At 73.4% G+C, this 12383-nt stretch carries 12 protein-coding genes and 3 tRNA genes; 4 read left to right on the plus strand and 11 right to left on the minus strand.

Annotated features, from left to right (window positions below; all coding sequences use genetic code 11):
* On the minus strand, window positions 1-859 hold an 859-nt coding region (locus G5C62_RS21695), incomplete at its 3' end, for an aconitase family protein (RefSeq protein ID WP_241176055.1).
* A gap of 49 nt (window positions 860-908) precedes the next feature.
* Between G5C62_RS21695 and G5C62_RS21700 the strand changes: the two genes are divergently transcribed.
* The 3 genes from G5C62_RS21700 to G5C62_RS21710 are packed head-to-tail and all read left to right on the plus strand — an operon-like array spanning window position 909 to window position 2970.
* Complete coding sequence (locus G5C62_RS21700) at window positions 909-1610, plus strand: IclR family transcriptional regulator (RefSeq protein ID WP_036339987.1); 702 nt, start codon at window positions 909-911, stop codon at window positions 1608-1610.
* A 41-nt stretch (window positions 1611-1651) separates the two neighbouring features.
* Complete coding sequence (locus G5C62_RS21705) at window positions 1652-2161, plus strand: helix-turn-helix transcriptional regulator (RefSeq protein ID WP_036339990.1); 510 nt, start codon at window positions 1652-1654, stop codon at window positions 2159-2161.
* A complete protein-coding gene (locus G5C62_RS21710) occupies window positions 2158-2970 on the plus strand; it encodes a M23 family metallopeptidase (RefSeq protein WP_036339993.1) in 813 nt (270 codons plus the stop codon). The genes G5C62_RS21705 and G5C62_RS21710 overlap by 4 nt, the downstream gene beginning before the upstream one ends.
* Before the next feature lie 61 nt (window positions 2971-3031).
* Here G5C62_RS21710 and G5C62_RS21715 read toward each other — a convergent pair whose 3' ends face one another.
* The 8 genes from G5C62_RS21715 to G5C62_RS21750 form a co-directional block, all read right to left on the minus strand.
* On the minus strand, window positions 3032-3355 hold the full coding sequence (locus G5C62_RS21715; protein ID WP_036339996.1) for a hypothetical protein: 324 nt from the start codon (window positions 3353-3355) through the stop codon (window positions 3032-3034).
* Between the two features lie 31 nt (window positions 3356-3386).
* Complete coding sequence (locus tag G5C62_RS21720; RefSeq protein ID WP_231558506.1) at window positions 3387-5105, minus strand: sodium:solute symporter family protein; 1719 nt, start codon at window positions 5103-5105, stop codon at window positions 3387-3389.
* 203 nt (window positions 5106-5308) lie between these two features.
* A tRNA-Glu gene (locus G5C62_RS21725) sits at window positions 5309-5381 on the minus strand.
* A 156-nt stretch (window positions 5382-5537) separates the two neighbouring features.
* Window positions 5538-5610: transfer RNA gene (locus G5C62_RS21730), tRNA-Glu, on the minus strand.
* A 44-nt stretch (window positions 5611-5654) separates the two neighbouring features.
* A tRNA-Gln gene (locus tag G5C62_RS21735) sits at window positions 5655-5726 on the minus strand.
* Window positions 5727-5811: 85 nt separating this feature from the next.
* Entirely contained in the window at window positions 5812-6867 is a 1056-nt protein-coding gene (locus G5C62_RS21740; protein ID WP_164702646.1) for a CPBP family intramembrane glutamic endopeptidase, read from the minus strand.
* Between the two features lie 299 nt (window positions 6868-7166).
* Complete coding sequence (gene gltX / locus G5C62_RS21745) at window positions 7167-8651, minus strand: glutamate--tRNA ligase (protein ID WP_036339999.1); 1485 nt, start codon at window positions 8649-8651, stop codon at window positions 7167-7169.
* The gene (locus G5C62_RS21750) at window positions 8648-9457 is read right to left on the minus strand and encodes a fumarylacetoacetate hydrolase family protein (protein ID WP_164702647.1); all 810 of its coding nucleotides are present in this window, start codon (window positions 9455-9457) and stop codon (window positions 8648-8650) included. The genes gltX and G5C62_RS21750 overlap by 4 nt, the downstream gene beginning before the upstream one ends.
* Window positions 9458-9523: 66 nt before the next feature.
* Between G5C62_RS21750 and G5C62_RS21755 the strand changes: the two genes are divergently transcribed.
* Window positions 9524-9922: a VOC family protein gene (locus tag G5C62_RS21755; RefSeq protein WP_164702648.1), complete on the plus strand. Its 399-nt coding sequence runs from the start codon at window positions 9524-9526 to the stop codon at window positions 9920-9922.
* A gap of 18 nt (window positions 9923-9940) precedes the next feature.
* Here G5C62_RS21755 and mdlC read toward each other — a convergent pair whose 3' ends face one another.
* Window positions 9941-11572 carry a benzoylformate decarboxylase gene (gene mdlC / locus G5C62_RS21760; RefSeq protein ID WP_206330777.1) on the minus strand — a complete coding sequence of 544 codons (1632 nt, stop codon included), beginning with the start codon at window positions 11570-11572 and terminating at the stop codon, window positions 9941-9943.
* A 2-nt stretch (window positions 11573-11574) separates the two neighbouring features.
* The coding region (locus tag G5C62_RS21765) for an ABC transporter substrate-binding protein (RefSeq protein ID WP_164702649.1) at window positions 11575-12383 on the minus strand (809 nt) is incomplete at its 5' end.

The following is a 12383-nucleotide window of genomic DNA, read 5'->3' on the forward strand; positions in this document are numbered from 1 at the left end:
AGGGGGTCAGCGAGGCGGCGTCGATGTGCACCTCGTGGTCGAAGACGGCGTCGTCGTCGGTGGTGAGGGTGGACCAGTGCGCGACGGCGGCGTCCCAGTCGGCGCCCTGCGGGGCGTGCGGGCGCCCGGCCAGGAAGTCGAAGGTGGTCTGGTCCGGGGCGATGAGCCCGGCGCGGGCGCCGGCCTCGATCGACATGTTGCAGATCGTCATCCGGGCCTCCATGGACAGCGCCTGGATCGCGCTGCCCCGGTACTCGATGACGTGGCCCTGGCCGCCGCCGGTGCCGATCTGGGCGATGACGGCGAGGATGACGTCCTTGGCCGAGACGCCCGGGGGCAGCTCGCCGTCGACGGTGACCGCCATCTGCTTGGCCGGCAGCTGCGGCAGCGTCTGGGTGGCGAGCACGTGCTCGACCTCGCTGGTGCCGATGCCGAAGGCCAGCGCACCGAAGGCGCCGTGGGTGGAGGTGTGGCTGTCGCCGCACACGATGGTCATCCCCGGCTGGGTGAGCCCCAGCTGCGGGCCGATCACGTGCACGATCCCCTGGTCCCGGTCGCCCATCGGGGCCAGCCGGATGCCGAACTCGGCGGCGTTGCGCCGCAGCGCGTCCACCTGGGCCCGGCTGATCGGGTCGGCGATCGGGGACAGGATGTCCAGGGTCGGGACGTTGTGGTCCTCGGTGGCCATGGTCAGGTCCGGACGGCGCACGGTGCGCCCGGCGGCCCGGAGCCCGTCGAAGGCCTGCGGGCTGGTCACCTCGTGCACGAGGTGCAGGTCGATGTAGAGGAGGTCGGGCTCTCCCGCCGTCCGCCGGACGACGTGCTGCTCGTACACCTTCTGCGCCAGGGTCCTGCCCACGGGGTCCTCCTCGTTGCCATCTCACATCTTGGGATGCGAGTATTACGACGTGGGACAGCCTAACCCCGTCGCGGTCCTGGACAAAGCCGTGGCCATCCTCCGCGCCGTGTCGGCCGAGCCGGCCAGCCTCGCCGAGCTGGTGGCGCGTACCGAGCTGCCGCGGGCGACCGCACACCGGCTCGCCACCGCCCTGGAGGCGCACCGCCTGCTGCGGCGCACCGACACCGGCGCCTGGGCCCCGGGTCCGGCGCTAGCCGAGCTCGGCCGGGGCGGCGTCGACCTCGGCGACCTGGCCGGCCGACACCTGGCCGTGCTGCGCGACAGCACCGGGGAGAGTGCCCAGTTCTACGTGCGCGACGGCAGCAGCCGGGTGTGCATCGCCGTCGCCGAACGCGCCAGCGGACTGCGCGACACCGTGCCCCTGGGCGCCCGACTCCCCTTGACCGCCGGGTCGGCGGCGCACGTCCTCCTGGCCTTCTCCCCCGCCGAGGAGGTCACCGCGCTCCTGCCGGCGGCGAGCTTCACCGCCCGCACCCTGCTCGACGTCCGCCGCCGCGGCTGGGCGCACAGCGTCGCCGAGCGCGAGGCCGGGGTCGCCTCGCTGTCCGCCCCGGTGCGGGACGGTGCCGGCGGCGTCCTGGGCGCCGTCTCGATCTCCGGCCCGGTCGAGCGACTGGGCCGCCGCCCCAGCCCCGAGGTGGTCTCCGCCGTCCTGGACGCCGCCGTCGCCGTCTCCCGGGCGGCACGCTGACACGCTTGTTCGTTCCTACGTAGTTCCGTACTCTTGCAGGCGTGGACGACGCCCGCCTGACCCGGATCGAGGAGCGGCTCACCGCGCTGGAACAGCAGCGGTCACAGCCACCCGGTCCCGTGCCACCGGACCGCGAGCGGTTCTGGCTGCTGCACGGGCTGGCCGCCGAGGCGGCCGAGCTGCCGGGTGGTGCGGTCGCCTACGGCGGGCAGGTGCGGCTGCCCGGCGGCGAGGAGTACGCCTGGCAGCGGACGCACGACGCCGACGGGCTGCGCGCGGCCGGGCCGGACGACGACGGGACCCTCGCCACCGCACTGTCGGCCCTCGGCCACCCGGTCCGGCTGCGACTGCTCCGGGAGGTGCTGGGCGGGCACACCACGACCGCGGCGCTGGCCGCACTGCCAGGGCTGGGCACCACCGGGCAGCTGCACCACCACCTGCGCCAGCTCACCGCCGCCGGTTGGCTGCGCACGGCCGGCCGGGGCACGTACGCGGTACCGGCCGAGCGGGTCGTGCCGCTGCACGTCGTGCTCGCGGCGGTGGCCCCGTGACCGGCGCGACGCTCCGGCGACTGGTGGCCCGCGCACGCCCACCGCTGCCCGCGCTCGGCGTGCTGCTGATCCTGGCGGACACGGTCGGCCTGCTGGCCTGGGGTGCGCTGGCCGGCATCGTCGTCCTGGTCGGGTTCGGCCTGCTCGACCGGGTGCGCCCACCCGCCGCCCCGGTGCGCGTCGTCGATCCCCCGGTGCGCGGTCCGTGGCGGGCGCTGAACTCCCCGGCCACGAAGGTCCCGTCGCACGGGGTCAACAGCCTCGGCCAGACCCACGCCATCGACCTGGTGCTGGACCCGCCCGGCGGCGGCCGCCCGGAGTTCGGCTCCGGGGGGCAGTGGCGTCGGCCGGAGGAGTACCCGGCGTTTGGGCAGCCGGTGCTCAGCCCCGTGGACGGCGTCGTGGTGCGCGTGCACCAGCGGCGGCGCGACCACCGGGCCCGCAGCGGCTGGCTGTCGATCCTGCACCTGCTGGTGCTCGAGGGCTTCGTCCGGCAGGTGGGCGGCGTCCGCTGGCTCGCCGGCAACCACGTCGTCGTCCGGGCCGACGACGGGGCGTTCGCCGCCCTCGTCCACCTGCGCCGCGGCTCGGTCCTGGTGGAGCGGGGCCGGCGGGTGGTCGCCGGGCAGCAGCTGGCCGAGTGCGGCAACTCGGGGAACAGCAGCGAACCGCACCTGCACGTCCAGCTGTGCGACTCCCCGGGGCTGGGTGGTGCCGCCGGCATCCCGATGGCCTTCCGCGGCGGCGCCGCCGACGGCGCCGACGGACTGCCGGCCGACGGCGAGCTGCTCGGCGTGGCCGTCCGGTGACGCACGACGGCCCGCGGTGGGGCTCCCCACCGCGGGCCGCCGTCGGGTGTCCCGCCGAGGGCTACCGGCCGGCGGTGTCCGCTCCGCCGGTGGGGTCCTCGACCGCCTCGCCGTCCTCGACGACCACCGGCCGCAGCCGGGTCCAGGCGACGAAGACCAGGGCGAAGACCAGCATGCCGATGCCGGCCCACAGATTGGCGTTCACGTCACCGGTCTTGGCGGCCTCGGCCGCGCCGTAGTCGACGATGCCCAGGACGATCAGGACGACGCCGTAAAGCCCGATCAGGCCCGCGATGACGACCCGGACGTCGTAGGCGCCCGCGGTGCGCCGGCCGCCGGTCGCCGGCGCCCCACCCGCGTCGTGCCCGTTGCTCGAAGTGCTCATGGGGTGCTCCTCTCGGGAACGCTGGGGACGGTCAGCTGAAGATCAGGTTCAGAGCGATGACGAGCACCAACGAGATGCCGGCGAGCTTCGTCGGCGACTGGTACCAGGGCAACCGGTGCGCCTCGGGATCGGTGCGGTCCTCCCTCGGCGTCTCGGAGTACACGAGTCCGGCCAGCTCGGAGACCGGCTTCGGGGCGGTCACCATGCTCACCGCGACGCTCACCACGATGTCCACCACGAACGCCGCACCGGCGGCCACGAAGCTGGCGCCCTGCCCCTCGAGCCCGATGACGCCGACCTCGCTCAGCGACCACACCAGCACCGCGGCGAGCGTGCCGGAGACCAGTCCGGCCCAGCCGGCGGTCGGGGTCATCCGCTTCCAGAACATGCCCAGGATGAACGTGGCGAACAGCGGGGCGTTGAAGAAGCCGAAGAGCGTCTGCAGGTAGTCCATCAGGTTGTCGAAGCCCGCGGCGATGAGCGCGGTGAAGATGGCCGTCACCGTGGCCCCGACGGTCGCCAGCCGGCCGACCTTCAGGTAGTACTCGTCGGGGCGGTCCTTCTTCACGTACTGCTGCCACAGGTCGTAGCTGAAGACGGTGTTGAAGGCCGAGATGTTGGCCGCCATGCCCGCCATGAACGAGGCCAGCAGGCCGGCGATCGCCACGCCCAGCAGGCCGTTGGGGAGCACGTCGCGGATCAGCAGCAGGATCGAGTCGTTGTAGGTGACCCCGGGGTCACCGCCCGCCTTCAGCTCCTGCACCTCGTTGACCAGGACCGCCGCGATCATGCCGGGGACGATCACGATGAACGGGATGAACATCTTCGGGAACGAGCCGATGATCGGGGTGCTCCGCGCGGCCGACATCGACTTGGTGGCCATCGCCCGCTGGACCTCGACGAAGTTCGTCGTCCAGTAGCCGAAGGAGAGCACGAAGCCCAGCCCGAAGACGATCCCGATGACCGACAGCACCGGGTTGTCGATGCTGGTCAGGTCGCTGGCCGGCCAGGAGCTGAGGTCGTTCTCGTTGCCGCTGTCACGGATCGAGTCGATCAGCCCACCGACGCCACCCACCCGGTGCAGACCGATCAGTGTCAGCGGCAGCAGCGCGGCCACGATGACGAAGAACTGCAGCACCTCGTTGTAGATGGCCGCCGACAGGCCACCGAGGGTGATGTAGCTCAGCACCACCGCCGCGGCGACGATCAGCGAGATCCACTGCGGCCAGCCCAGCAGGGCATTCACGATGGTGGCCAGCAGGTAGAGGTTGATGCCGGCGATGAGCACCTGGGCGAGCGCGAAGCTCAGCGCGTTGACCAGGTGGGCGCCGGTGCCGAAGCGGCGGCGCATGAACTCCGGGACGCTGCGCACCTTCGACCCGTAGTAGAAGGGCATCATCACCACGCCCAGGAAGAGCATGGCCGGCACGGCGCCGATCCAGAAGTAGTGGAACGTGGCCATGCCGAACTGGGCGCCGTTGGCCGACATGCCAATGATCTCGACGGCCCCGAGGTTGGCCGAGATGAACGCCAGACCGGTCACCCAGGCGGGCAGTGACCGGCCGGACAGGAAGAAGTCGAGGCTGTCGGACACCCGGCTGCGGGCGGCGAAGCCGATGAGCAGGACGACGGCGAAGTAGGCGGCGACGAGCGCGTAGTCGACGAGGTTCGCGTCGAGTCGCAGGCTCTCCTCCGCGGCGAGGACCACCGGGGTTCCCTCCAGGTTCGGTGAGATCGGGTCTCCGGCCACGGACGGCCGGGGACCTCTGCCTGCCTCACAGGGCGGGCACGGTGGTGCGGCGCGATGATCAGCCCGGGGAAGCTAACACCGGATCACCACTCCGGCACTTCGTTGGTCACCGCAACGGGTGACGACTGTGACCGTCGTCATGCGGGCGACCCACAGAGACGACGAGAGCCCCCGACCCGGTGGGTCGGGGGCTCTGTCAGGTGTAGCCCCGAAGGGATTCGAACCCTCGCTACCGCCGTGAGAGGGCGGCGTCCTGGGCCGCTAGACGACGGGGCCAGGTGGTGCGGCGCTGATTCTGCCAGACGGCCGGGACCCGCTCGCGGGACCCCTCTCCCGTGGCGCCGCCCGCGGGGCGCCCGACCGGCGCTGCTCGGAGACACCCGCAGACGACGAGAGCCCCCGACCCGTGGGGGTCGGGGGCTCTGCCAGGTGTAGCCCCGAAGGGATTCGAACCCTCGCTACCGCCGTGAGAGGGCGGCGTCCTGGGCCGCTAGACGACGGGGCCAGGTGGTGCTGTGGTGCGGTCGTGCTGAGGAGCTGTGCTCCTCGCTGGGGTACCAGGACTCGAACCTAGACTAACGGAACCAGAAACCGTCGGGCTGCCAATTACCCCATACCCCATTGGCCGTGCAGCACCTTGCGGCGCCGGGAAAGAACACTACCCGATCCCCCGGGAGCCAGCACGGGCACCCCCCTCGTGGGCGCGTCAGCCCCCCGGTGGCCGGCCCCAGCCGCTGGAGGACGGCGGCGCGGCCCAGGCACCCGGCGCCGCCGGGGAGCCCCACGGCGGCGCGGGAGGCGGCGTGCCCCACGTCGGACGACCGGGGGCCGCAGTGGGGGCAGGCGCCGGCAGCTGCAGCGCGGGGCTGAGCAGCTCCGGCCGCAGCCGCCGGCTGGTGACGGCCACCCAGGCGAGGAAGGCGACCATCCCGGAGATCCCGAGCAGGGTGGTCACCCAGCTCAGGGCACCGCCGGGGTCGGCGGTGGCCAGCTCCTCGCCCAGGGCGCCGGCCAGCACGAAGATCACCACGTTGTTCACCGCGTGCAGCGCGATGGCGGCCTCCAGCCCCCCGGTCAGCCAGACCACCCCCGACAGCACCAGGCCGATGACGAACCGGTAGAGGAACGACTCGGCGTCCGGCGGCAGGTGGGCGGCGGAGAACAGGGCGGCCGTCAGCACCGCCGCGACCACCGCGCCGGCCTGTGGTCGGCCCACCCAGCCGGCGATCGCCTGGGTCAGGTAGCCGCGGAAGACGTACTCCTCGGCCGCGCACTGCAACGGCGTCGTCAGCAGCACGACCAGCAGCAGCCAGCCGAAGGAGGAGGTCGGCCCGGTGATCGACAGGTCGGTGGCCGCGATGGTGAGCAGCAGGCCGGCGGCGACCGCCAGCCCGAGGGTCGCCAGGGCGCGCCAGGTCCAGGGCAGCAGCATCCGCCAGCGCAGTCGGCCCAGCACCGAGGACGACCAGCCGATCCGCAGCCCGTGCGGCACGAGCCAGCACACCCACACGATCGGGATCGCCACGATCAGCGAGGCGTTGGTGAACAGCAGGACCCAGACGTCGGTGAGGTCCGTCATGGCGAGGTCGGGCACCACGCCGGTCACGTAGACGACCAGCACCAGCACCACAGCTGCCACGCCGTAGAGGACGGTGAACAGCAGCAGGCCCAGCAGCGGGCGCCACCACGCCCAGTCCCGCGTCCGCATCAACAGCTCGTAGGGCTGCGGGGTGTCGTGCGGCGGCGCCCCGGGCGGGGTCACCGGCCGCGGCGGTCGCGACGGGCGCTGCGCCGGAGGTGGGTAGGTGCGCTGCGCCGGAGGCGGGTAGGTGCCCGGCGCCGGAGGTGGGTAGGTGCCCGGTGCCGGAGGCGGGTACGGCGGGAGGCCGGCAGCCGGGTACGGCCCACCGGGAGGCGCCCACCCCGGGCCGGCCGGCCAGCCGGCGGGACTGCCCGGCGGCGGGCCGAGCGGGACCCGGGGCGGAGCGCCGTACCGGCCGGTCGGCGGCGGGCCGGCGTACGGCGGCTCACCCTGCCCCCAGGCGCTCCAGCCCCCGCCGGTCATCCGGTCGCGATCCCGCGGGCAGCAGCGAGCCGGGCCAGGGTGCGCTCGCGGCCCAGCAGCTCCATCGACTCGTACAGCGGTGGGGAGACCGTCCGGCCGCTGACCGCCACCCGGACCGGCCCGAAGGCCTGCCGCGGCTTGCGGCCCAGCCCCTCGACGAGGGCCTCCTTGAGCGCCGTCTCGATCGCCGGGGTCGTCCACTCCGGCAGCGCCTGCAGCGCCGCCGACGCCGCGTCCAGCACCTCACGGGCACCGGCGCCCAGCTGCTTCTCCGCGGCCGCCGGGTCGATCTCGACGTCCTCGGTGAACAGGAAGCCGAGCAGCCCGACCGCGTCGGACAGGACGATCATCCGCTCCTGGGCCAGCGGTGCGATCGCCTCGAGCGTCGCGGCCTGCTCAGCGGTGGGCGGGTCGGCGACCAGCCCGGCGCCGGCCAGGTACGGCGTCACCGCGGCGAGGAACTCCTCGACCGGCAGGGCGCGCAGGTGGGTGGAGTTGATCGCCTCGGCCTTCTTGAGGTCGAACCGCGCCGGGTTGGCGCTGACCTTGTCCACGTCGAAGGCGGCGGCCAGCTCCGCCGGCGAGAAGATGTCCCGGTCCTCGGCGATCGACCAGCCCAGCAGGGCCAGGTAGTTGACCAGCCCGGCGGGCAGGAAGCCCCGGTCCCGGTAGACGTCGAAGTTCGACTGCGGGTCCCGCTTGGACAGCTTCTTGTTGCCCTCCCCCATGACCAGGGGCAGGTGCCCGAAGCGCGGCGTGCCCGCGGCGACACCGATCTCGGTGAGCGCCCGGTAGAGCGCGATCTGCCGCGGGGTGGAGGGCAGCAGGTCCTCACCGCGCAGCACGTCGGTGATGCCCATCAGCGCGTCGTCGACCGGGTTCACCAGCGTGTACAGCGGGGTGCCGTTGCCCCGGACCAGCACGAAGTCGGGGACGGCGCCGGCGGCGAAGCGGACCTCACCGCGCACGTGGTCGTCCCAGGACAGGTCGGTGTCGGGCATCCGCAGCCGGACGACGGCCTCCCGGCCCTCCGCGAGGAAGGCGGCCCGCTGCGCATCGGTCGTCGTCCGGTCGGCGTTGTCGTAGCCGAGCTTGGCGTCCTGCCCGGCGGCCAGCCTCCGGGCGGTGACCTCCTCCGGCGTGGAGAACGACTCGTAGGCGTGGCCGGACTCCAGCAGCCGGGCGACGACGTCGCGGTAGACGTCGCTGCGCTCGGACTGCCGGTACGGACCGTGCGGCCCGCCGACCTCGGGGCCCTCGTCCCAGTTCAGCCCGAGCCAGCGCAGGCAGTCCAGCAGGTGCCGCTCGGACTCCAGGGTGTTGCGGGCCGGGTCGGTGTCCTCGATCCTGACCACGAACTGACCACCGGTGTGCCGGGCGTAGGCCCAGTTGTACAGCGCGGCGCGCATCACCCCGACGTGCACGGTGCCGGTCGGCGACGGGCAGAACCGGGTGCGCACCGGGCCGGCCGGGGCGGTCATCGGACGCCGGCCGTGGAGGTCGGGTCGGCGCCGGCGACGGTGCTGGTCAGCGTGCCCAGGCCCTCGATCGTGCACTCCACCCGCTGGCCCGGGGCGATCGGGCCGACCCCGGCCGGGGTGCCGGTCAGCACCACGTCACCGGGCAGCAGGGTCATCACCTGGGAGATGTGCGAGATCAGCGTCGGCACACCGAACAGCAGCTGGCTGGTCCGGCCGGACTGGCGCAGCTCGCCGTCCACGCTGCAGGTGATCTCCAGGTCGGCCGGGTCCTTGCCGAGGCCGGCCAGGTCGGTCTCGATCCACGGGCCCAGCGGGCAGAAGGAGTCGAAGCCCTTCGCCCGGGTCCACTGCCCGTCGCTGCGCTGCATGTCCCGCTCGGTCACGTCGTTGCCGATCGTGTAGCCGAAGACGCTGGACAGCGCCTGCTCCGGGCTGACCTGACGGGCGCCGCGCGCCCCGATCACGACGGCGAGCTCGACCTCGTGGTGCACGTTCGTGCTGCCGGCCGGGATGCGGATCGCGTCGCCCGGGCCGATCACCGTGGTGGAGGGCTTGAGGAAGACCAGCGGCTCCTTCGGGGCGTCCCCGGTCGCCATCTCCTGCACGTGGTCGGCGTAGTTCTTGCCGATGCCGACCACCTTGCTCGGGAGGATCGGCGAGAGCAGCCGGACGTCGGCCGCGGCGTACCGCTGACCGGTGAAGGAGATCTGACCGAACGGGTGGCCTTCGATCTGGGCGACCTGGCCGTCCCCGTCGAGGACCCCGAAGGACATGCCGGCTGGGTGGGCGAAGCGGACGATGCGCACGTCCTCAGGCTAGTCGGGGCTCCGTGTCCGGCCACCGTGCGGCATGCCAGGTCGCTACCGTGCGTCATGGCCGCCCGGATCACCGCAGTCGCCGTCGACTCCACCGACCCTGCCGCGCTCGCCCAGTGGTGGGCAGACGTGCTCGGCTACGAGGTGCAGGACACCGACGACGACGGCGTGGTGACGATCGGCCCACCGGGGCAGGAGGCCAAGGGCCCGCAGCCCGTGCTGGACTTCGTCCCGGTGCCCGACCCGACGCCGGGCAAGCTGCGGCTGCACCTGGACCTCAACGCCACCGACCGGTCGCAGGCCGAGGAGCTGGACCGGCTGCTCGCCCTCGGCGCCACCCCGGTGGACGTCGGACAGGGCCCGCTCACCGACGAGATGACCTGGCACGTGCTGGCCGACCCGGAGGGCAACGAGTTCTGCCTGCTGGCCAGCACGGTGGCACCGCTCCGGGGTTGAACGCTCAGGGTCGAACCCTCAGGGGTTGAAGTCGGCCTCCGGCGCCACCTCGACGTCCAGCAGCAGCGGGGCGTCGAGGTCCCGGAGCCGGGGCAGCACGTCGTCCAGCACCTCCAACAGCTCCTCGTGGCCGCTGATCCGCCGGGCGGAGCAGCCCAGCGCGGTGGCCAGGGCGGAGAGCCGGACCTCCGGGAAGCTCGGCCACGGCGCCTTCCCGGCCCCCTGCCGCTCGACCAGCTTGTCCATGATCGCGTAGCCGCCGTTGGCGAAGACGACGAAGAGGACGCCGACGCCGTAGCGGGCCGCCGTCCACAGCGACTGGACGGCGTACATCGACGAGCCGTCGCCGAGCACCGCGACCACCGGCCGGTCCGGGCGGGCCATCCGGACGCCGATGGCGGCCGGCATCCCGAAGCCGAGCCCGCCCATGGCCACGCCCAGGTACCCCAGTGGCTGCCGGGCTGGGACCATCTCCTCCAGCACCTGGCGGGTGGACGGCGACTCCTCCACCACCACCGTGTCCGGGTCCAGGCGCCGGGCGAGCTGGGCGTAGACGTGCGGCGCCCGCAGCGGCTCCCCCGGTGCCGGCGGTGGCACGGTGACCGGCGTCCGCGGCGGGCCGGGCGCCAGCCCGCGGTCGGTCACCCGCTCGGCGAGTGCGGCGCAGAAGACGCCCGGGTCGGTGAGCACGGCCAGGTCGGCGGGGCTCCGGTGCACCTCGGCCGGGTCCTGGCTGACCTGCACGATCCGGGCGCCGGGGTCGACGAACGGCCCGGGCTGGTAGGGGTACTGCCGGAAGGCCGGGCCGCCGACGACCAGCACGAGGTCGTGGCCGGCCAGCACCCCGCGCAGCCGCTCCCGGCCGGCGGGCAGGAGCCCCTGGTACTGCGGGTGGTCCTGGGGGAAGCCGGCCCGCGCGCCGAAGGCCTCCTGCCGCACCGGGGCGGCCAGCCGTTCGGCCAGCTGCACCAGCGCGGCCCGGGTGACGGCGGTGTCCGCCCCGGCACCGACCACCAGCACCGGCGACCGCGCGCCGTCGAGCAGTTCGGCGACCTCGGTGACCGTCGCCTCGTCGACCCCCACCGGCCGCCGCACCACGGTCGCGGCGGCCAGCGGCTCGGCGTCGGACATCGGCTGCGCCCAGTCGTCCATCGGCACGACCACGATCGCCGGGCCGCGTCCGGTGAGCGCCTCGTGGTGGGCCCGGGCGATCGACCCGGGCACGTCCTGGGCGCGCACCGGCTGGTCGACCCAGACCGGGTAGTCGCCGGCCAGGCCGGCGAGCCGGCCGGCCAGGAAGGGCTCCAGGGCGAGGTGCCGCCGGTCCTGCTGGCCGACCACGACCACCAGCGGGGCCCGGTTGACCCGGGCGGTGGCCAGCGCGCCGACGGCGTTGCCCAGGCCCGCGGTGGTGTGCAGGTTGACCAGGGCCGGCCGGTCGTGGGCGATGGCCCAGCCGGTGGCGATGCCCACCACCGACCCCTCGTGCAGCGCCAGCACGAACTCGATGTCGTCGGGGAGCCCGGCGAGGAAGGGCACCTCGGTCGAGCCCGGGTTGGCGAACATCGTCGTCAGGCCGAGCCGGCGCAGCACGTCGAAGGTGACGTCCCGGACGGTGGGCACCGCAGGAGGGGTCGTGGGGTCGGGCACGGTCAGTCGGTCGCGAGCAGCGCGTCGACGTCGGCGGTCTCCTCGGTGATCCCGTACTCGGCCATCAGCTCGGCGACCGTCTCCATCGACTCCACGTTGATCTCCTCCGGGAAGGACGGGAGGGCGATCTGCTCGGCGACCTCCGGGGAGATGCTGGTGTAGGTGGTGATGATCCGGCGCAGCTCGTCCGGGTTGTCCTGGGCGTACTGCAGCGACTCGGTCATCGCGGCCTGGAAGTCGTCGACCAGCTCGGGGTTCTCGGCGAGCATCTGCTCGGTGGTGAAGTAGGTCGCCACGGTGAGGTCCTCCACCGGCTCGGCGAAGTTGCGCACCACGACGCGGGCGCCCTGGCCGGTGGCGACGGTGACGAACGGCTCGACCACCCAGGCGGCGTCCACGTTGCCGTTGGCGACCGCGGCCGGCATGTCCGGGAAGGGCAGCTCGACGAAGTTGACCGTCGAGGAGTCACCGCCGGCGTCCTCGACCGCCTTGCGGATCGTGACCTCGCCGATGTTCTTGAAGTTGTTCACCGCGACGGTCTTGCCGGCCAGGTCGGCGGCGGTCTGCACCGGGCTGTCCGCGGGCACGACGACGGCGGAGAAGTCGGTCTCCGGGTCGCCGGTGGAGGCGGTCCCGTTCGAGACGACCTGCAGCGGCAGGCCCTGCGTCTGGGCCAGCAGCAGGGAGGTCACGTTGCCGAAGGCGAAGTCGAAGTCCCCGGCGACCACACCGGGCACGGCGGCCGCGCCGCCGGACCCGGGCACCAGCTCCAGCTCGATGCCCCGCTCCTCGAAGAAGCCCTGCTCCTGAC

Source organism: Modestobacter sp. KNN46-3, assembly GCF_011039295.1.

Bases quoted from the DNA above. Each gene is read 5' to 3' on its own strand.
- G5C62_RS21715 (WP_036339996.1), bottom strand. From the start codon at position 3,355: ATGAGCACTTCGAGCAACGGGCACGACGCGGGTGGGGCGCCGGCGACC.
- G5C62_RS21755 (WP_164702648.1), top strand. From the start codon at position 9,524: ATGGCCGCCCGGATCACCGCAGTCGCCGTCGACTCCACCGACCCTGCC.
- gltX (WP_036339999.1), bottom strand. From the start codon at position 8,651: ATGACCGCCCCGGCCGGCCCGGTGCGCACCCGGTTCTGCCCGTCGCCG.